We start from the raw sequence: 19,599 nt of genomic DNA, 5'->3' as shown, positions 1-19,599 counted from the left end.
TGAATAATAGTACGATAACTTGTCGATTTCTATGAAAATATTCGGACTTTTAGCCATGTCATTATGCAAAAAGGTATGGTAGTATTAGTCCTGACACGTTGATCTAATGCCGCGCTAAAAAGGAGGGAAAAGTGACTAAAACCATCGGAGAACTGTTTGACCTTTCCGGGAAAGTAGCTATCGTTACCGGCGGCGCCATGGGAATCGGTAAAGGCATCGCCTTACGCCTGGCGGAAGCGGGCGCCAGCGTGGTTATTGCGGATCTTAATTTAGATGCAGCTATGCAGACTGTTGCCGAAATGAGGGCTAAAGGGTACAAAGTTAAGGAAGCCCAAGCCGATACCAGCCAGGTGTCCGATGCGGAAAAAACAGTCCAACTGGCGCTGGCGGCATTCGGAGACCTTCATATTCTGGTTAACAACGCCGGGATTTATCCCTTTGCTTCGACACTGGAGATGTCCGAACGGATATGGGATAAGACCCTGAACGTAAACTTAAAGGGCGTGATGTTTTTTACCCAGGCGGCGACCAAGGCCATGGTCGAGAAAGGCCACGGCGGCAAGATCATCAATATAGCCTCTGTTGATGGTTTCCATCCAACCGGCAACCTAATTTCATATGATGCCTCAAAGGGCGGAGTGGTAATGATGACGAAAGCCATCGCAAAAGACTTGGCGCCAAAACATATCAACGTTAATGCGATCGCCCCAGGCGCTATCGCCACCCCCGGCGCGGCAAGCGGCCTTACCGGGATCAGCAAGGAACAGATTGAAGCTTTGACCAAGGCGTTCATCGCAACGATTCCCCTCGGCCGCCAGGGCGAACCGGATGATATCGGCCGGGTTGCTCTCTTCCTGGCATCTGAAGCGGCGGACTATATCACGGGCACCACCATTGTCGCGGATGGCGGGTATCTGGTCGGGTAGATAACCTGGAAACAACCGGCTCAGCACAAGGGAACGGATCTGAAACGAACCGTTCCCTTGTCTTATCGAGAGATGGTTTTAGTAAACCGATTCGGGCAGGTACCTACTTTGAACCAATTTGGAACATTCTTGACAACTGTTCCTGCCTGATATATGCTACATAATAGTTGTCAGTTCGTGTCATTAGTACCGCGCCCAAGAGCCTACGTATAGTGACCGCAACTCTCACAACGAGTTTTTAGAGAGGAGGTCATTCGATGGCTCAGGACAAGCAAATCCAGTGTTCCGATTGCGGAACCACCTTCACCTTCAGCGCTGAGGACCAGGAATTTTTCCGGTCCAAGGGTTACACCAATGAACCCAAGCGCTGCGCGCCTTGCCGCTCCGCTCGCAAAGTCGAGCGCGGTGGCTCGTCAAGCATGGGCGGTGGTTTTGGCGGCGGCCAGCGGGCACAGATGTACCCGGCTGTCTGCGCTGCTTGCGGTCAGAACACCCAGGTTCCGTTCCAACCCCGCGGCGACAAGCCTGTTTATTGCAGCGATTGTTTCCGCAAGGTCAGACCGCCCACCCGGTAGTCTGAAGTGAATTGAAAAAACTCAAGCGCCTCCGTATGGAGGCGCTTGAGTTTTATTACGGCTAAAGAACCACTTCGACAACCTGATTAGAAAGGTTCTGATTACCAGATATTTTAGCTCGAATATAGTTTCCCGTGAATCCCACCCATTTATTACCTGATTTGCCTTCGACCAGAATTTTCTGCTTCGTTCCAATTAATTGTTTTTCAAACGTATTTAGGCATTCTTGACCGATGGAAAGAAGCTTTTCTACCCGCCGCTGTACTAACTTGGCCTCAACCATGTGCGGCATTTCGGCAGCCTGGGTACCCGGCCGCGGCGAGAAAGGAAATACGTGCAAACGGGAAAAATTCATGGCCTCGATAAAGGCTGCGGAATTATCAAATTCCGCGTCGGTTTCGCCGGGGAATCCTGCGATGATATCTGTTGAAATACCTGCATCCGGCACGACACTCCGCACCAGTTCGACCGCTTTTCGGTACATATCAGTCGAATACCGCCGTCTCATTCTACCCAGTACTGAATCTGAACCGCTTTGGAGCGATAGATGAAAATGGGGACACAATCTTTCATCAGCCCATAAACCGATGAGTGAAGGCGTCAGTTCCTGGGGCTGCAGCGATGAAACGCGGATTCGTTCTATAGTTGTTTCGTCGAGGATCCTATCCAATAATTCCTTGAGTCCAAGGCCGTCACTCTGGTACTCTCCGATTTCGGTCCCGGTCAGGACAATTTCCTTGGTCCCTTCAGCCTGGCGTAACTTAATGGCAGCGATAATACTTACCGGATCCCTTGAGTGTTTCACCGGCCTTACAAAGGGCACGATACAATATGTGCATCGGTGATCACAACCGTCCTGGATTTTGATGAATGATCTGGTGCGCATCGGCATAAACGAACGGGGGATTATGCTACCGGGGGAATGGCCAAGGCCGGCGAGCAAAGCTGGTATTTCACTTTTGGAGTTATTGCCGATGACCGCCGTAACGTTTGGCAGATGTACCAGATCTGAGCGATCGCGATCAGCGTAGCAGCCGGTGACGACTACATCGAGACCGGGGTTGACCTTAACTGCCGACCGGATCGCTTGCCTGATCTTACGTTCGGCAATATGAGTCACCGCGCATGTGTTGAAGATCATTACTTCTGCCTCAGACGCTGAAAGGACGACCTCAAACCCTTCAGCCGCAAGCTGCCGCACCAGGTCCTCTGATTCGGCCTGGTTCAGTTTGCAGCCAAAAGTTTCGATTAATACCCGCGTCATTCAACTAATTATACCAGACCTCATTGAGCGGCAGTGTGTCGTTTATTGAATTCAAATCACCGGGGCAGTATAATGGCAAAATAAATATGTTAATTTGCCGTATTTTGATTAGATAAAATGGCCAGGATAGACAGCCGGGAAGTTGAACGGGAAAAACTGGCGATTCTCCGAGTCTTAGGCAGTGCCTCCAACTGCCTCGGCAGCCAGGTGATCTCACGGAGGCTACGCGATGAATACGGTGTTGAATTATGCGAACGGGCGGTGCGTTATCACCTCGGCCTGCTCGATGAACAAGGACTGACCAGCAAGGTTTCCCGCCGCAGCGGCAGGTCGATCACGGCGGCCGGACTTGATGAGTTATCAAACGCCCTCGTGACCGACAAGGTTGGTTTTGTTTCCGACAAGATAGAGCTGCTGGCTTACCAAAGCACCTTCGATGTTGATCGGCAGGCAGGGTTGATTCCGGTGAATATTTCCTTTTTTAAATCAAGCCAGTTCACCGACGCTTTGAAAGCCATGGCCCCGGTTTATAAAGCCGGAATCTGTGTTTCGGATAGAATCGCCATCGCAGAATCAGGCGGCACTTTGGGAGGGCTGCAGGTGCCTGATGGTTACATTGGATTAGCCACAGTGTGCAGCATTGTGATTAACGGTACCCTGCTCAAGGCAGGAATACCGATGGATTCACGATTCGGCGGCACGCTTCAGTACCGTCAGAACCGACCCTGGAGATTCTGCGATTTGATTCACTATTCAGGGTCATCGCTTGACCCATCGGAAATCTTTATTGCCAGCCGGATGACGACAGTTGCCGATACAGCCCGGCGAGGCGCTGGTAAAATTTTAGCAAATTTCAGGGAAGTGCCCGCGATGAGCCTGCCGCTGGTGCGTGATCTCATCAAACGGCTGGAAAAGGCTTCGATTCGGGGTATAGTTGCCGTAGGGGAAAGCGGTAAACCGGTTTGCGAGGTGCCGGTGGGTCTCAATAAAGCCGGCCTTGTGCTAACGGGCGGCCTGAATCCGGTGGCCGCCGCTGCCGAAGCCGGGATCGCAATTCGCAACCGGGCGATGAGCGGGTTGATGGAGTTCCGATCTCTTCACAGCTTCTGGGATGTCACGAAGCAGTTATCCTGAAATACCTCAGGCTCAAGCGTTTATTTGATCCGATTTTTTATCTCGACCAGCGTCCGCAGGTGCGCTTTTTCTTCACTAATGATCCGGTTGATATCGTCGCTGGCATCGCCGGCGATGATATCTCTCAGTTGTTCGTAAAAAAGGATCGAATCTTTTTCAGCCCCGATTCCGACTTCCAGCGCTTGGGCATCGGAGTCTACCTGGGTGACCAGTTCGCTGGTTGCAAGATCATCGTTGAATACCGAGGAATCCACCAGAGCTTTGAAATAACCCGCATACTCTTCCGAATCAGCCCCCTCGCCCGCCGTTTTGGGCGCCGCGGCCAGTAGTTTTTGGAAAGTCTGAATATGTTGATGCTCGACAGCAGCCAGTGCTAAAAATGCTTTCTGTACCTCGGCGGTCTGGCACGAACGAGCCAGGGTGTCATAAAATGCCGCGCCGCGCCGCTCGACGGCAATGGCAATGTTGTAGAGTTCAGCAGGAGAGAAGGCTAAGGACATTTTAGTACCTCCAGCGGTATTTTATCACAGGGTTATTTTATGCGGAGCTCGCAAACTGACCAGTCGATATTTCTAAAAAACGCCTCGATATATTCTGCGCGCTTCAATCCGTAGTCTATCATGAAGGCATGCTCCCAGACATCCATCACCAGGACGGGCTGGCATCCGGTAAGATGGCCGGATTCATGCAAGTTAATCCAGGTATTAAACAATCGACCGTTCTGGATGTCCTGGTAAAGTACGACCCAACCTACGCCGCGCATCGCGCCGGTTGCCCGGAAATCCTTTTCCCATGCCTCTCGGCTGCCCCAGGTTGCAGCCAGGTTCTGTGCGAGTTTGCCTCCGGAAACGGCCAAACCGGTTCCACCAAGGTTGTCAAAATAGTATTCGTGCAGCCGCATGCCGTTCCATTCAAACCCAAAACGCCGCTGCAACTCCGCGTACTCCGGTGTATCGGATTTTCCTGCTTTAGATAGAGCATCAATCGTTTCCACAAGGCGGTTGAGGTTTTTAACATACCCCTGGTAAAGGGTGAAATGGTTGTTCAACAGGTTGTCAGAAAAGCCGTTCATACCGAGGAGTTTTTTATAATCCCGAGTGTCGTATGCCATCGGCCCGCCTTCCCAAAATTCGCTCTAAGTTCATTATATAGAAAAATAGCTGTAATCCAAACATCGGAGAATCACGTCTCAGGCTTGAGACTATTAACTCTTGGCCGAAACTCGCAAGATGGAAAGACTAAAGACCAAAAATCGCGGGCTATTTCTTCAAAAAGTAACCTGCCCCGGATTTGGTCATGATCACGTTTTCAAGCCCTGTGTCAGAGAGTTTTTGTCTGAGATTTCTCATGTGGACCCGGATTGAGTTGGCGGCATCCGGGGGCATCTCACCCCAAATGGCCAGTGAAAGGTCACCATGAGATACCGGCTTACCTGCGTTCTGAGCTAAATTATGCAAGATTTTTCCTTCAGTTGTGGTCAGCTTCAAGGTTTTCCCGGCGCAACTCACCTGGCGGCGGGAGGCGGAAAAATGGAACTGCCCAATTGTCGTCGGCCCGCTGGAATCCGCGGCGTGCTGCCGACGTAATAACGCTTTAGCCCTGGAGACGAACTCCATTTGCCGAAATGGTTTGGTGATATAGTCATCGGCTCCCAATTCCAACCCGCGGACGACATCAGCTTCTTCGTCCCTGACGGTCAAGATAATGATAGGAACATTTGAGTTGTGACGGACTTCTTTCAATACTTCCAGTCCGCTTCTATCCGGCAGTCCCAGGTCCAGAATTACCAGGTCCGGGTTTTCCCGTTCCGCAATTTCGATGCCTTCCTCCGCCAGGCTGGTAAACAGAATCCTGGCGTCAGGCCAGCTTACCCTGAGACAAAGACTGACCAGTTCTACGATGGCGCTGTCATCTTCTACGATTAAAATTTTCATATCGCCTCCCTTTAATATTTGCTCTATACCTTCTTGAAAGGGACCCTGAAATTAAAAGTGCTGCCCTTCCCCACGGCGCTCTTGAGCCATATTTGCCCGCCGTGCAGTTCTACAATCATTTTTGCCAAAGCAAGCCCCAGTCCCAACCCGCCTAGTCGCTTTTTATCGGAATTTTGCCCCCGGTGGTAGGGTTGGAAGATAAATGGCAGATCCGAGGTTGCGATGCCGGCACCAGTGTCCTCAACCGAAATCACTGCCGCGCCCGGCTCGCTGCGGGCAGTCACCCTGATGTGGCCACCCTTTTTAGTGAATTTCAACGAATTGTTTATGAGGTTAAGAACAACTTGCCGGAGTCGATCGGGATCAGCCTGGATAGCCAGCGGCGCTGGAGGCAAGTTTAATTCTAGAATTTGGCCTCGGCGCGTTGTTTCCGGCTGGACGTAGGTGACTGTTTCGGTGAGGAGTTCCACCAGGTCGAAATCACGATAGGTTAACCGCAGCGCGCCGACTTCGCCTCGGGCCAGATCCAACATTTCGTTGATTCTCTTTTCAAGGTTGCGCGCCCCAAGTTTAATATTGCGGGCGAATCCCCGGGCTGTTTCGTCCGTCAAAGTGGCTTCGAGAAAATCAGATGCCGTCAACAATGGCGTGAGCGGTGTTTTGAGTTCATGCACCAGCGCCCGGGTAAATAAGGAGCGCTCTTCGATCTGCTGGCGAAGAGCCGCGGATAGTGTCTGCTCACGCTCATAAAGCGACCTTAATTCGTTCTCGGCTCGTTTCCTGTTGGTTATCTCGCTATTCAGAGCCTCGGTCCGCGCCGCCACCATTTCTTCGAGCCGCTGGTGATAGCTTTCAATTTCTTTTTGGGTTTGCTGCTGTGAGGTAATGTCGCGGGCGATGGAAATGATCGAAATAGATCCATCCGGGTGTGAAGTGAATGTCTGAATCAGTTCGCATGGAAACACTTCCCCGTTCTTCCTTTTTTGCATCAATTCAGTGCGGATACTATCGCCGGAATTGCTATGCCGTATTACGTCTGAGATGCGCCGGCTTTGGGCTAAGTAAGCTCCCCTGGTGGCAAAAAGGAACTCTGGTGTCCGGCCAAGGCATTCTTCCGGGGAATAGCCATAGATTTGAGTCACTCTGTTATTGACATATTCTATTAGTCGGCTCGGTCTTCGGGTGACGAAAATAACATCCGGAAGAGAATTGTTCAATTTTTCAAGGTGGTCGCGGCTTGTTTGGAGGGCTTGCTCGGCCTCTTTCCGTGCAGTGATATCCATGGCATAAAGGTTCACGTACCCGCCAGTTGTATCCGGGTAAGTTGTGAGCGCAAAAAATGCGTCGCCGCTTTTAATCTCAGCTGCGGTTTTTTCCCCGGTGTTAAAGGCGGCGACGGTTTTTTCAAGCCAGAGGGATGGGATTACATCCCCGATGCCCAATTTCCATGATTTTAAAAGCAGATCAGCCGCAGGATTAGCAAAAACTATTTTACCCTGCGGCGTGAGCCGCAGCACTGGATTGGGATTTGACAATGGGAAAGAGGCGAGTTGCCGCAATTCTGCTTCTTTTTTTAGCCGGTCGGTAATATCGCGAACGACAGACAAAATAACCGGCTTGGAATCCAGTGTAAATACATGGGCGGTTACCTCCACCGGAATCTCTTTGCCTGATTTCGTCAGATGCACAAGTTGGAACCTTGCATGGCCGTGTTCGTTCAAGGTCTTAATTGACGCCGCCGCTCCGGCATAGCTCTCGGCAGTATTGAGCTGCCGTCCGGACATCCCAATCATTTCAGCCCGGGTATAACCATACCGGTCACAGGTGGATTGATTGACTTCAATAATCTGGAATTCGGCGTCATTTTTCTCCCATAGGATGATCGCATCGCCGGCGTTGTCGAACAGGGTACGAAACTTGACTTCACTGTCACGTTGGGCCTGGGACAATGTCACTCTGGCAATGGAATTTCCCAGGGCAAGCGCCGTGTGTTCCAACTGTAGAACCAGCTCGATGGGCACCATGTCCGGTTTAGGGTCGGCAACATGGATCAAACCTAGAACACGATCGCTCGCGCGGATGGGGACAAGAGCCACCGACCGGTAGCCGTGATTTGCGCAGACGTTTCGGGTAGCGCCTTTTTCGCTTTCTGAGACGGTATCCAGAAATTGACGGGTGTCATTCAACCAGAACGAGCCTTTCGGCGAATAAAACGGTTTCTGTTGAGTCGACACGCCGGAAATGACGTTAACGCACATACACCGGTCATGGCGAATCGATAGCAGGTTCTCCTGATCCATAAAACCTTGGCTGAAACCGTCATAGCATGCATAAGGAATGTTGCCTCTGTCGTCGAGAAGCCTGATGCCTACGGCGGCGCACCCGGTCACATATTTCAACTCTCCGACGAACTCATCCAGCATCGGCGATACGGCGGTATGCCGGTTGGCAATCTCCAGGAACCGATAAGTGATCGAAAGAAGTTGCGCGGAGTCCGGTTTTACCACATCCAAGTCCGATTCTTAATTAATTGCCGTAATTGTATATCTTCAGCGAATAGATGACAATACATTACCACAATGTTACGAAAATATTTTAATGTTCTTTCAGGGCAGGTGTTTCGGGTATAATAGGCCATCATACGCCGGAGGACCAGATGGACACCGTGTACCTCGTGCCTCACAGTCACTACGACGCGGTATGGGCGTTTACCAAAGAAGACTACTTTTTCATTAATATCGAAAAGATTTTAAAACCTGCGATTGAAATGATGGCGGATCCGGGCTACCGTTTCCTCATCGAACAGACTGCGCTTATTGAGGAAATTGAACGGCGGAACCCATCGCTCTTCGAAGACATCAAGCGGGCTGCCCAAAAAGGACAGATAGAGTTCGCCCCGGGTGAACACCTGATGTCCGATACGATGCTGCCGCTGGGCGAAACCCTGGTGAGGCAAATCCAGGTTGGCAAAACTTTTATCCGCGACAAGTTCGGCACAAAAACGCTTGTCGCCTGGGGAGCCGACAGCTTCGGTTATAACGCTCAGATGCCTCAGATCTACTTGAAATCAGGCTACCGGTATTTTGCTTTCCGCAGAGGTGCCGACCGGGAAAGCCCATCTGAATTTTGGTGGCAGGGTTTGGACGGCAGCCGGATTTTGACTCATTGGATGCCTCTGGGGTATCGCGCCGGGCTTTATCTGGATGAGCTTGATGACGCCGTCACGAAATTGAAATCGGCGGCGGCGACCGGGAATATCTTGATGCCGTCGGGTTCGGGCTCTATTCCGCCGCAACCGGAAACAATGCGCATGGTCAGGCGCTGGAACCGCTCCCATAAGGGAATCAGGATGGTGGTGGCGAAATCCGTGGATTTTTTCCGCGCGCTTGAAAAGTCCGTTCCATTGCAATTGGAAACCCGACAAGGAGAGCTTTATTCGGGGAAATATTCCCGGGTTTTTCCTCATTGCACCTCCTCCCGGATATGGCTGAAACAGAACCTGCGGCATTACGAGCACATGATATTAGCGTGTGAGAAGTGGCTGGCGTTAGGCTGGCTGCTGGGCATGGCCTATCCCGCGGATGAACTCAATGACAACTGGTTAAAGGTGCTTTGGGGTGCGTTCCACGATGTCGCGCCGGGCACCGGGATGGACGATGCTTATGAGGAAGTCAAGCATAATTTCGGCTACCTTCAGAGTCATCTGGCGCAGATACTATCTGGATTCATTGAAATGGTCCAGGGGAATCTAGCTGAATCGGCCGATATTCTAGTACTCAATGCCCATTCATGGGAGGTGCGCAATTGGGTAGAGGCAGAGTTGGGCTTTGATCCGGGAGAAGTTAAGAGGATCGGCGGACTCGGCAGCGGAAGCGATGAGATCGGGGTTGAGATACTCGAGTCAACGCGCTATTCCGATGATTCATTCCACACTGTCAAAATCGGGTTTATAGCCTCTGTGCCGCCTTTCGGCTTTCGCACCTATCGTTTGCTCCGGCACAGCCCGCGATCAACGCCGGCTTCGAGCGACGGCCACCGTTTGATCACCAAGGGCAATTGCGTTCAGAATAAATATTTCCGTCTTGAAGTTGACCCCGGCAGCGGATTACTTGATGTGTTCATTGATGGCAAGCATCTGCTGAGGGGCAATGAGCTGGTAATAGAAGAAGAAACAGGCGATCTGTACTACCACCGGCAGAATTTCCAGGGCGAATATCGTACGGAGAGTGAAGCCGGCGTCACCTTCGGTAAATTCAGACTAAAGCATTTTGAGATTCAGAAGACCAAGCTTCGCCGCGTGATCAAGCTGGAAAGCGATTACTATTCCCTGATTTGGCCCTACAGACTGCAGGAAAAGCTGCGGCCTGTATTATGGCGCCACAGTTACCTTTCTGTTTCCAAGACGATCACGGTCTACCACGATCTTCCGCGGATCGATTGTGTCACCAGGGTCGATAACCGCCACCCGCAAATTCAATTGAGGCTCAAGTTTGCGACAGATATCCGTTCCCCTGAATATACTTCGGAAATCCAGTTCGGAGCTCTCAGCCGGCCTACGGATCAGGCTCTTGCCCCAGCCGAAGGGGACTGGGTGGAGAAACCATCCGGGATTTATCCGGCACTTAACTGGGTAGACTATTCCGACAAGGAATACGGTATAACTTTGATCAATCAGGGTCTACCGTCCCATGAGATTAAAAACGGGGCGATATACCTCACCTTACTCCGGAGTATTCTGATGCTTTCCTCCGATGGGGCGACAGGGCCGGCGGTACCGACACCGGACGCGCAGGAATTCAAACAACACGTTTTTGAGTATTCCCTTTACCCTCACAAAGGAGACTGGAGGGACGCCCAATCCTACCTGCAAGGATTTGAAGTGAACAGCAACCTTCAAGCCTTTCAAATCCGCCCGGAAAAAGCAGATGGCAGTCTCTTCTCCGATTCATTTTCTTTCATCAATATCGCACCTTCCAGCATCATCCTGGCAGCATGTAAAAGAGCCGAGGATGGTAGCGGAATAGTACTCCGACTGTATGAGACCAGAGGTCAGGCGACCGAAGCGGCGATTCAATTCTTCAATAAGGTTAATGCCGGAGCCGAGCCACCTGGACGGTTGTTCCCTCAACCGAGTCAGGTTTGGAAAGTAAACCTGCTCGAAGAAAAGGAATCAGAAGTAGCCATCGTCGAAGGGGCAGTGACGATTTCCTTCACCCCCTTTGAGATTTTGACATTAAAGGTTGTCTTTCAATAGGGTATTGAAGGTATTTTTGAACTATGGATTCAAACCCCGTTAAAGCGAGTAAACCAACGAATCCGTTAGATGGGGTCTTTAAACCGAGGTCAGTGGCGGTCATCGGCGCCTCTCGGAGAGAGGGCTCAATCGGGCATAAAATTTTTACCAATTTGCTGGACTCCTCGTTCCGAGGACCGGTCATTCCTGTCAACCCCAAAGCTGATGCCATTTCTGGGGTCAAGACATATTCTTCGGTCTTGGACATACCGGAGCCGGTCGATCTGGCGGTGATTGTCGTTCCGGCCGAGACGGTGTTGCCGATGGTAGAAGGGTGCGGGCGAAAAGGTGTTAAAGCGGTCATCGTCATTTCCGCCGGTTTTGCTGAGAGCGGCGTCGAAGGCATCGAACTCCAGGAGAAACTCACTTTAATCTGCCGGCATTACGGGATGAAGCTGGTCGGACCTAATTGCATGGGCGTGATGAACACCGACCCATCGGTGAATTTGAACGCTACCTTCAGCCATGTCTTCCCGCCTCAAGGTAAAATCGCCATGGCAACCGACAGCGGCGCCCTGGGCTTAGTAATATTGGAATACGCGTCCAATCTTGGCATCGGGCTTTCCAACTTCGCCAGCGTCGGCAACCGGGCAGATGTTTCTTCCAACGATCTCCTTGAATACTGGCGTGATGACCCCGGCACGTCGGCGATCATGCTCTATCTCGAAGCTTTCGGCAATCCAAAAAATTTTATCCGCCTTGCCCGGTCGATCTCGCCGAACAAACCAATAATCGCATTGAAATCCGGTCGCTCATCAGCCGGCTCCCGGGCCGCTGCCTCTCATACCGGCGCTTTGGCCACGGTTGATGTGGCCGTCGACGCGCTGTTCGCCCAGGGGGGGATTCTGAGAGTTGACAACCTGGAGCGTCTTTTCGACGTCGCCGATATCCTGTCCCGGCAGCCGATACCCCGAGGCTCCAGAGTAGCGGTATTGACTAACGGCGGAGGTCCAGGCGCGTTAACCGCCGATGCCTGCGCCGCAGCTGGCCTGGAACTGCCCTCTCTTGCCGAAAAAACACTCCAAGGGCTTAAGGCGCTTTTACCGGCACGCGCCTCGTTAGGCAACCCGATCGATATCACCGATGTCGGCGCGCCGGAATATCAGGGCGCCTTGCGCCTGCTGGCTGCAGATAACAATATCGACGCTGTCATTGTTATTTTCATCCCGCCGGTTTTCGCTTGTCCGGAGGACGTGGCGGCGGTCATCCGGGAGATGGAGCCTGAGTTCCGGCGGCGCGGCAAGCCGCTCCTGGCCTCTTTCATGGGTAAGCGCGGCTGTGTACCAGGCACTATTATGCCGCCTGGAGCGGCCGGCGTGCCGTCCTTTTCTTTCCCTGAGGCGGCAGTCTACGCCCTGGCCAGGGCGCGGGACTATGGCCTGATAAGGAATCAACCTGCTGGCAGGTTGGTTAATTTGCCAGGTATCGACCGCGGCAAAGCGAGGCGCATCGTCGAATCAGCCGGAGATGGCTGGCTGCCGGCAAAATCCGTGTTTGCCTTACTGACAGCTTACGGCATCAAGTCAATGGCGTTACGGTTCGCTGAAGACCTTGATGCGGCCATCGGCGCGGCCGAGGACATCGGCTACCCGGTAGCGTTGAAACTGGACTCGGCGACGATCGTCCATAAAACCGAGGTCGGAGGGGTGGCTTTAGACATCGGCTCGTCGGAAGAGTTGAGGGCAGCCTATCACCGTATGTTGGGCCGGCTGGCAGCCGTCGGCCGCGCTGCCGAGGTACGAGGCGTAACCGTCCAGAAAATGGCCGGCGAAGGTGTGGAACTCATCGCCGGGATTACTCGCGATGAGACTTTCGGACCGCTTATCCTCTTTGGCCTGGGCGGCATATATACCGAGTTATTCGAGGACCGTACTCTCCGGATCCAACCATTGACCGATAAAGACGCGCAGGAGATGGTGCGTTCGGTCAGGGCATTCAAGCTGCTTGAGGGCTTCCGCGGCGAGCCGCCAGCCGACGTCCCGGCTGTCGAGGAACTGCTGCTGCGGCTTTCGGCCATGGCGGAGGATTTACCCAGGATCAAGGAACTCGATCTCAATCCCATCAGGGCATTCACTGCGGGGAAGAGCTATACGGTTGTTGACGCGCGCATCCTAATAGAATGAAGTCCGTGAAGTTGTTATAGAAACGCCCGGGTTGGCACCCGGGCGTTTCTATATGGACAACGATACTGATTTAGGCAGAACTAACGGACATATATTTAGTCCCACGGCCGGTACCGCTGATGGTAAGCTTGTTCTCGGCGTTTTTAAGGCCTTTCCTGATCTTGGCGTCGGAGAGTTCGGGTGCTGTTTTCAATGCCTCAGCTTTAATACTTCCAAAAGCCTTGGGAGAAGAAAAGAATCCGTTATCAATCATCGCGCTGATTATTTTGTCGGCATTTACCTTTTTCTTCGTTACCGGTACCGCACCTTTTTTTGCTGGCCGCCCACGTTTGCGGGGAGTTTCGGGGACACTTTCTGCCGCAGCGGCTGGAGCGTATTTGGCAATATATTTTTCTACAAAAGCAATCGGACCTTCCAATTCAATAACACCTTCTTTGAGATCGATGAAAACCCTGGCTTCAGTCACTTAAGAATATCTCCTTTTATTACGTTAATATTTCAGTATAACTATAATCTAACCTATTGTAAAGCGCATTCAGTAGTATTACGATCTGGTATTTTAATTCTATTTTCCTGGAATATTTTAAAGAATGTTAAAAAACGGCGCATTCGGTTCTTCAATTGAACTCCGAATTCGATAAAATCAATATAAATAAATAAGAAAGATAATAATGTCTTTTATATTATCGGTACACAGATGTTTTGACATAAGCTTTCCGGAGCTTTATTCTGAAAAGAGGAGGAAAACACAATGACCAAATACCGGTGCACCATCTGCAATTATATCTACGATCCCGCGAAAGGCGATATTGACGGCGGCGTCAAGCCCGGCACCCCTTTTGATGATTTGCCGGACTCGTGGGTATGCCCGGTTTGCGGAGCTACCAAAGACATGTTCGTTAAGTTATGAATGTTTTAGCTGACAGGATCTTTCAGTTATCTGGGCGCGAATGATCGTAGCTTGATCTTTTCAGGAGGCCGTACCTGTGGTTGATTTGAATATCATGGTTGGAGGGGAAGCCGGTCAAGGCGTCCAATCCGTAGGCAGTGTGTTGGCTAAAACGCTGCTGCGCGGCGGGTACGAGATTTTTGCCGATCAGGATTTTGAGTCCAGAATCCGCGGGGGACATTCCTTTTCCCGCGTACGGGTCAGCCGACGGCCTGTTGCGGCAGCCTTGGCTCCAATTGATATCCTGGTGGCATTAAACGAGGATACCATCAAGCTCCATGAAAAAAAAGTTCCCAACCAGGGTATTATTGTCAGTGAAATTTCGAAAACCGGTGTTCCAGAGAACTCTGCCCAGCCTATGCTTGACATCCCTTTTGAAAAAATTGCAGTCAGTGTCTCCGGCAATATCCTGATGACCAATACCGTCGCCGCGGGCGGCATCTTGGGCTTATTGGACTATGATTTCGGCCTTTTTGAAACAGTGTTGCGAGGGGAATACGGACGCAAAGGTGAAAAGGTTGTTCAGGCTAATGTGGATGCCGGGCGAGCTGGTTATGGTTTTGCTCAACAGCATCGCCCGAAAGGATTCAAGCTTCGTCTCAAACCAAGCGGGCCATCAGGAAAGATGCTAATTTCTGGTCATGAAGCCCTGGCGCTCGGCGTCCTGGCGGCGGGCTGTAAATTCGTTGCCGGGTACCCGATGACGCCGACTACCTCAATTTTGGAGTTTTTAGCCGACAGGGGACGTGAATTTGGCCTCCATGTTGTCCAGGCTGAAGATGAGATTTCAGCGGCAAATATGGCAGTCGGGGCGGCTTATGCTGGCGTCAGGTCGATGACAGCAACCTCCGGAGGCGGCTTTTGCCTGATGACTGAAACCCTGTCATTAGCCGGTATGACTGAGACACCCCTGGTCGTTGTTTTGGGGCAGCGTTCGGGTCCGGCTATCGGGCTGCCAACTCGAACCGAGCAGGGGGACCTGCTTTTTGCCCTGCATGCCGGTCACGGCGAATTCCCCCGAGCCATACTTGCTCCGGGCAATGCCGAAGAAGCTTTTTGGGCGGCGGTCAAGGCGTTTAATTTGGCCGAGGCGTTTCAGACGCCGGTCATCATCCTGACCGACCATGATCTGGGCAACTCTTATTACACAATGAAAAAACCCGATCTGGCGAAGGTGGTCATCGACCGGGGAACGGTCTTGTCTGACGCCGAGGCGGCCGAAGCGGTTGAATATAGGCGTTACGCTTATACCAGAACCGGAATCTCGCCGCGGGCTTTTCCAGGTCAGGGCAGAGCCTTGGTGGTAGCCGATTCCGACGAACACAATGAAGAGGGTCACATTATCGAAGACGGGAAGACACGCCGAAAGATGATGGACAAACGAATGCGTAAAAACGGCGGGCTTTCCCGCCGGATCGCCGGACCGGCTGTCATCCGTCGTCAGAACCCTGTTTACAACCTGATCTGCTGGGGGTCAACCTATGGTGCGGTCGCCGAGGCGGCTCGATTGTTGGAACAACGGGGCATCAAGGCGCAAGTAACCCACCTGAAAGAACTCTGGCCTTTCCCTGTCAGGGCTTTCGCCCGGACTCTGGCCGGAGGGGTCAAGAACATCGTCGTCGAGGCGAATTTTACCGGGCAGCTCGAAAATCTCATCCGTGCCGAGACCGGTGTTTCAGCTGACGGCCATGTTCGAAAGTACGACGGACGGCCCTTCACTGCAAATGAAATCGTTGCTGCTTTAGAAGGGGGGGCTTAGGGTGAAAACGGGACCAAGAGTCGAGCTTGATGATTATGCCTCCGCGTCTAACAGCGCCTGGTGTCCCGGATGCGGCAATTTTGGTATTTTACGCTCGCTGGATAAAGCGCTGGTTGATTTGGAGATGCCGCCCCACCAGGTGCTGCTGGTGTCCGGGATAGGTCAAGCCGGTAAACTTCCGCATTATACCAGGGCCAATGTTTTGAATGGGCTTCACGGCCGCCCGCTGCCTGCCGCAACGGCGGCCAAGCTGGCGAACCGCGGATTAGCTGTTATTGCCATTTCCGGTGACGGTGACGGGTACGGGGAGGGCGGCAATCACTTCATCCACGCTATGAACCGGAACTCCAATCTGACCTACCTGGTTCACAACAATCAGGTGTATGGGTTGACCAAAGGGCAAGCTTCGCCAACGACTGATTTGGGTTTCACCACGAAGCTCAATCCGGATGGCGCCTGGACCGCGTTGAGACCGCTGGCACTTGCAGTGGCTTGTGATTGTTCGTTTGTTGGCCGGGGCTTTGCCGGGGATATTGATCACCTTGCGGGTCTGATAGCCCAGGCGGTAAAACATGAAGGATTCGCGCTGATTGAAATCCTGCAGCCCTGTATAAGTTTCAACAAAAAGAATACCTTTCAATGGTACCGGGAGCGCATCTATAAAGTTGACCAGGATGGGAAATATGACCCGGGCAACCGGGCGGCGGCATTTGAAAAGGCTTCGGAATGGGGTGACCGGATCCCTATCGGCGTCATTTACCGTCACGAACGCCCGGTTTTCGAGGATTACGTCGGTATCAGCGGGCATGAACTCCTGGTGAAACAACCCATCGACCCATCATCCGTTGGCCAGTTATTTGATGATTTTACTTGAGGTCAGCGCTTGCAGGCGGTATCATAAACCGATTTTTACTAGGCAAAGGAACACAAAGTGTCCAGAATACCGCGGATAGAAAAGGAACTGTTGGCCAAATCCCGGACGATCGCCGTCGTCGGGGCATCACCGGATCCACAACGCCATTCCAATGCGGTTATGGGCTACCTGATAGCCAGCGGTTACCGGGTGATCCCCATCAATCCAACTGTCGAATCTGTTCTGGGACGAAAAAGCTACCCTGACTTGAATTCAGTACCGGATAAGATCGACATTGTCAACGTCTTTCGCGCTCCGGATAAAGTTATGCCGACCATCGAAGAAGCCATCAAGGCCGGGGCTGGAGCTCTGTGGCTGCAGGAGGGCGTGGTCAATGAAGAGGCTGCCGCCAGAGCGCGGCAAGCCGGATTGCCGGTGGTTATGGACCGTTGCATCGCCAAGGTGCACGCGACCATTAATCGGTTGAAACACTGATCAAGCTGTTCTCGGCTTCCAAACAGGACTTCAGGCTATACCACTTCAAAGGCATGCAAGCCTTCAAAAAAGTAATTTCCGAAAAACGTAAAGATCACCGCCAGGAAAGCGATGACCAGTAACCACGCCGAACGCGCACCCTGCCAGCCCTTGATCACGCGTGTGTGCAGGTAGGCGGCGTAAAAAAACCAGGTGACCAGCGCCGCCGTTTCTTTAGGATCCCATGACCAATAGCGGCCCCAGGAATACTCTGCCCAGATGGCGCCGAGAATGATAACCAGGGTAAGCAGGGGAAATCCGACGATGACCGTATGATAACTGAGGCGGTCCAGTGTCTCAGGCGCCGGCATCCAGGGTTTAGCCTGTTTCCGTTGGGACAGGAACATGATTGAAGCCACAAAGCCGATAGCAAAAGCGCCGTAGGACAGGGCCGCAGCCGCCACATGGGTTGATAAAAGGAAGCTTTGCTGCAGTGCCGGCACCAGGTCAGAAGGGGCTGATGGGTCAAACTCGCCGGTGGCAAATAGGTAGGCTCCAAAGCCGATTAGCGCGAGGGCAACAACCGCGGACGCGCCGGTGACCAGCATCAGACGATAGCGCATCCAGTATAACAGCCCAAGGCCTATAATTCCCCAGGCAAAAGCTACGGCAAATTCCCACATGCTGGTAAATGGCCCGTGCCCGGTGTCTATCCACCTTGTGATGATTAAGCCGCTCAGGAGGATGAAGGAAAGCACCAGCATTCCCATCATCGTTTGCCGCAGCGTGACGCCGGCTTCCATCCCCTTATTGCTGCGCAGGGTTAGAAAATAGGCGACCAGTAAAAAGAAGATCAGACTAAGTGCCACTAAACTGCCCCAGAAGAAGATCGCCTGCATTAGTTCATGTTTTCCTTTCCTGGTTTTTTCGGTGCTATCTGCCCAGTGGCCGCGACAGCGCTGCCAAAGGCTTCCATTTCTTCGATGGCAGCCTGGTTTTTCTTGCCCAGGGTTGTAAAACTAATCTTGCTGCCCTTGGTGTCGGGCCGTATGGAAACAATTATCTGGCGGTGGGGGAAATAGAATACCGAGGTCAGACCGAGCATGAATAGGGCGAGTGATGCCCAGACCAGCCCTAACCCTGGGTCCTCCCGCAGTTGGAACCCCGAAAACTGGGTCATCTCTTCGGGGGAGAAAACCAGTCCCTGGAATTCAGAATTCTGGCCGATCGGGATATTTATAAAATCGATAAACTGACCTTCCGGTTGTTCCCCATCGTAGAACTCGAGGCGGATGCTGTCAGCCGGAATCACCGGGTCGACGCCGGCGGCGGGGGCAATCAGGTAAACAAACAGGTTTTGAGCATTGAGGTCGAGGGTACCTGAAAACCGTTGATACCCCTCCGCAGTGAAGCCGTCAGCCAATGCGATGGAGCCGTTGAAAACCTCAGCGCCCGACGAAGAATTGGCGACCTTGATCCTTACCGCTGACCCGAAGAATGACTGGTATATCCGGAGGCCGCCGTATTCCATGGGATAATTGACACGGATCAATCCTTCCTTAATCACAGCTCCAGCGGACAGCAGCTGGACCTGAGCCCTGTAATCCTTGGGCGCTCCAGTTGCGTAGTATTCATCCTCGAAGGATTCAAGGTGAACGGAGATGCCGTACGGGGCGCCGATGTCCCGGGTCTCTCCTTCGGCAACGATGAAAGAATTGTTGGAGTATCCCGAATAACTTCCGACAAGATAACCCGCAATCAAAAGTATCAGGCTCAAATGGATGGCGTAGGTTCCCCAAGGGGCGAATCGGTTTTTGTCCGCCAGGAACAGTTCCACCTCACCGGTTGACTGGCGCCGCAGCCGATAGTTTCTCTTGGTGAAAAACTGCTCAATGGCGGCAACGCCGTCTCCGGCTGAAAGGCGGCTGGTAGCCCTGGTGGCGTGACCTTTATCCAGCAAACGGAGAGCGTCTCCATTGTCTACGCCTCGGGAAATCTTGATCAGGCTGGGCCACCTTTTCAGGGAGCATACAGTGATACTGACAATAAGCAGACTGCCAAGAATGATGAACAGCGGGGAATGGAACACATCGAATAACCCTAGGACATCGAAGACACCGGTTAGACCGCCGTATGCAGGACGGGCAACCTGTTCCAGCCATAACTGTACCAACTCCGGATCTGCCGCCACTACCGGGGGCATTTGACGTAATAGCGTTCCGGACAGGCTGACGATTGCCAGGAGCAGAATGATCCATAGAGCGACCCTGACCGAACTGAAAAACCGCAGGACTACGTTCAAAATCATTCGCCCT

At 52.4% G+C, this 19,599-nt stretch carries 17 protein-coding genes; 9 read left to right on the top strand and 8 right to left on the bottom strand.

Features of this window, described 5'->3' with window-relative positions:
- Positions 1-131: 131 nt before the first annotated feature.
- Positions 132-926, top strand: a complete 795-nt coding sequence (locus tag DEALK_RS08305) for an SDR family NAD(P)-dependent oxidoreductase (RefSeq protein WP_058439763.1) — start codon at positions 132-134, stop codon at positions 924-926.
- 257 nt (positions 927-1,183) lie between these two features.
- On the top strand, positions 1,184-1,501 hold the full coding sequence (locus DEALK_RS08300; protein ID WP_058439762.1) for a CxxC-x17-CxxC domain-containing protein: 318 nt from the start codon (positions 1,184-1,186) through the stop codon (positions 1,499-1,501).
- A gap of 61 nt (positions 1,502-1,562) precedes the next feature.
- Here the strand turns inward: DEALK_RS08300 and mtaB are convergent, their stop codons facing one another.
- On the bottom strand, positions 1,563-2,765 hold the full coding sequence (gene mtaB, locus DEALK_RS08295) for a tRNA (N(6)-L-threonylcarbamoyladenosine(37)-C(2))-methylthiotransferase MtaB (RefSeq protein ID WP_058439761.1): 1,203 nt from the start codon (positions 2,763-2,765) through the stop codon (positions 1,563-1,565).
- 117 nt (positions 2,766-2,882) lie between these two features.
- Between mtaB and DEALK_RS08290 the strand changes: the two genes are divergently transcribed.
- Positions 2,883-3,899 (top strand): DUF128 domain-containing protein, encoded by a 1,017-nt coding sequence (locus tag DEALK_RS08290; RefSeq protein ID WP_058439760.1) that lies wholly within the window; start codon positions 2,883-2,885, stop codon positions 3,897-3,899.
- Between the two features lie 20 nt (positions 3,900-3,919).
- Here the strand turns inward: DEALK_RS08290 and DEALK_RS08285 are convergent, their stop codons facing one another.
- From DEALK_RS08285 to DEALK_RS08270, 4 genes are all read right to left on the bottom strand, one after another.
- Positions 3,920-4,399, bottom strand: coding sequence for a ferritin-like domain-containing protein (locus tag DEALK_RS08285; protein WP_058439759.1), 480 nt, complete (start codon positions 4,397-4,399; stop codon positions 3,920-3,922).
- Between the two features lie 32 nt (positions 4,400-4,431).
- Positions 4,432-5,010: a superoxide dismutase gene (locus DEALK_RS08280; RefSeq protein ID WP_058439758.1), complete on the bottom strand. Its 579-nt coding sequence runs from the start codon at positions 5,008-5,010 to the stop codon at positions 4,432-4,434.
- A 148-nt stretch (positions 5,011-5,158) separates the two neighbouring features.
- On the bottom strand, positions 5,159-5,833 hold the full coding sequence (locus tag DEALK_RS08275; protein WP_058439757.1) for a response regulator transcription factor: 675 nt from the start codon (positions 5,831-5,833) through the stop codon (positions 5,159-5,161).
- A gap of 23 nt (positions 5,834-5,856) precedes the next feature.
- On the bottom strand, positions 5,857-8,340 hold the full coding sequence (locus tag DEALK_RS08270) for a PAS domain S-box protein (RefSeq protein WP_165802708.1): 2,484 nt from the start codon (positions 8,338-8,340) through the stop codon (positions 5,857-5,859).
- A gap of 149 nt (positions 8,341-8,489) precedes the next feature.
- Between DEALK_RS08270 and DEALK_RS08265 the strand changes: the two genes are divergently transcribed.
- Complete coding sequence (locus DEALK_RS08265; RefSeq protein ID WP_058439755.1) at positions 8,490-11,087, top strand: alpha-mannosidase; 2,598 nt, start codon at positions 8,490-8,492, stop codon at positions 11,085-11,087.
- A gap of 92 nt (positions 11,088-11,179) precedes the next feature.
- On the top strand, positions 11,180-13,249 hold the full coding sequence (locus DEALK_RS08260) for an acetate--CoA ligase family protein (protein ID WP_058439754.1): 2,070 nt from the start codon (positions 11,180-11,182) through the stop codon (positions 13,247-13,249).
- Positions 13,250-13,319: 70 nt separating this feature from the next.
- Here DEALK_RS08260 and DEALK_RS08255 read toward each other — a convergent pair whose 3' ends face one another.
- Complete coding sequence (locus DEALK_RS08255; protein ID WP_058439753.1) at positions 13,320-13,715, bottom strand: hypothetical protein; 396 nt, start codon at positions 13,713-13,715, stop codon at positions 13,320-13,322.
- Between the two features lie 285 nt (positions 13,716-14,000).
- On the opposite strand from DEALK_RS08255, the gene rd reads away from it, so the two are divergent.
- The 4 genes from rd to DEALK_RS08240 all read left to right on the top strand — a co-directional run bounded on the left by rd (position 14,001) and on the right by DEALK_RS08240 (position 17,305).
- Entirely contained in the window at positions 14,001-14,159 is a 159-nt protein-coding gene (gene rd, locus DEALK_RS09645) for a rubredoxin (protein WP_065128742.1), read from the top strand.
- Positions 14,160-14,235: 76 nt separating this feature from the next.
- Positions 14,236-15,957, top strand: a complete 1,722-nt coding sequence (locus DEALK_RS08250; protein WP_058439752.1) for a 2-oxoacid:acceptor oxidoreductase subunit alpha — start codon at positions 14,236-14,238, stop codon at positions 15,955-15,957.
- 1 nt (position 15,958) lies between these two features.
- The gene (locus DEALK_RS08245; protein ID WP_058439751.1) at positions 15,959-16,831 is read left to right on the top strand and encodes a thiamine pyrophosphate-dependent enzyme; all 873 of its coding nucleotides are present in this window, start codon (positions 15,959-15,961) and stop codon (positions 16,829-16,831) included.
- A gap of 57 nt (positions 16,832-16,888) precedes the next feature.
- On the top strand, positions 16,889-17,305 hold the full coding sequence (locus DEALK_RS08240; RefSeq protein WP_058439750.1) for a CoA-binding protein: 417 nt from the start codon (positions 16,889-16,891) through the stop codon (positions 17,303-17,305).
- A gap of 35 nt (positions 17,306-17,340) precedes the next feature.
- On the opposite strand, the gene ccsB is transcribed toward DEALK_RS08240, so the two are convergent.
- Complete coding sequence (gene ccsB, locus DEALK_RS08235) at positions 17,341-18,183, bottom strand: c-type cytochrome biogenesis protein CcsB (protein WP_058439749.1); 843 nt, start codon at positions 18,181-18,183, stop codon at positions 17,341-17,343.
- Positions 18,183-19,592 carry a cytochrome c biogenesis ResB family protein gene (locus DEALK_RS08230; RefSeq protein WP_058439748.1) on the bottom strand — a complete coding sequence of 470 codons (1,410 nt, stop codon included), beginning with the start codon at positions 19,590-19,592 and terminating at the stop codon, positions 18,183-18,185. Before DEALK_RS08230 ends, ccsB begins: the two co-directional genes overlap by 1 nt.
- Between the last annotated feature and the right edge of the window lie 7 nt (positions 19,593-19,599).

This window comes from Dehalogenimonas alkenigignens, from assembly GCF_001466665.1.
Lineage (GTDB): Bacteria > Chloroflexota > Dehalococcoidia > Dehalococcoidales > Dehalococcoidaceae > Dehalogenimonas > Dehalogenimonas alkenigignens.
Note: the sequence above shows the minus strand (reverse complement) of the source record. Positions and strands in the feature narration are given on the sequence as shown.

Bases quoted from the DNA above. Each gene is read 5' to 3' on its own strand.
- DEALK_RS08280 (WP_058439758.1), bottom strand. From the start codon at position 5,010: ATGGCATACGACACTCGGGATTATAAAAAACTCCTCGGTATGAACGGC.
- DEALK_RS08265 (WP_058439755.1), top strand. From the start codon at position 8,490: ATGGACACCGTGTACCTCGTGCCTCACAGTCACTACGACGCGGTATGG.
- DEALK_RS08290 (WP_058439760.1), top strand. From the start codon at position 2,883: ATGGCCAGGATAGACAGCCGGGAAGTTGAACGGGAAAAACTGGCGATT.
- DEALK_RS08300 (WP_058439762.1), top strand. From the start codon at position 1,184: ATGGCTCAGGACAAGCAAATCCAGTGTTCCGATTGCGGAACCACCTTC.
- rd (WP_065128742.1), top strand. From the start codon at position 14,001: ATGACCAAATACCGGTGCACCATCTGCAATTATATCTACGATCCCGCG.
- DEALK_RS08285 (WP_058439759.1), bottom strand. From the start codon at position 4,399: ATGTCCTTAGCCTTCTCTCCTGCTGAACTCTACAACATTGCCATTGCC.
- DEALK_RS08275 (WP_058439757.1), bottom strand. From the start codon at position 5,833: ATGAAAATTTTAATCGTAGAAGATGACAGCGCCATCGTAGAACTGGTC.
- DEALK_RS08230 (WP_058439748.1), bottom strand. From the start codon at position 19,592: ATGATTTTGAACGTAGTCCTGCGGTTTTTCAGTTCGGTCAGGGTCGCT.
- ccsB (WP_058439749.1), bottom strand. From the start codon at position 18,183: ATGCAGGCGATCTTCTTCTGGGGCAGTTTAGTGGCACTTAGTCTGATC.
- mtaB (WP_058439761.1), bottom strand. From the start codon at position 2,765: ATGACGCGGGTATTAATCGAAACTTTTGGCTGCAAACTGAACCAGGCC.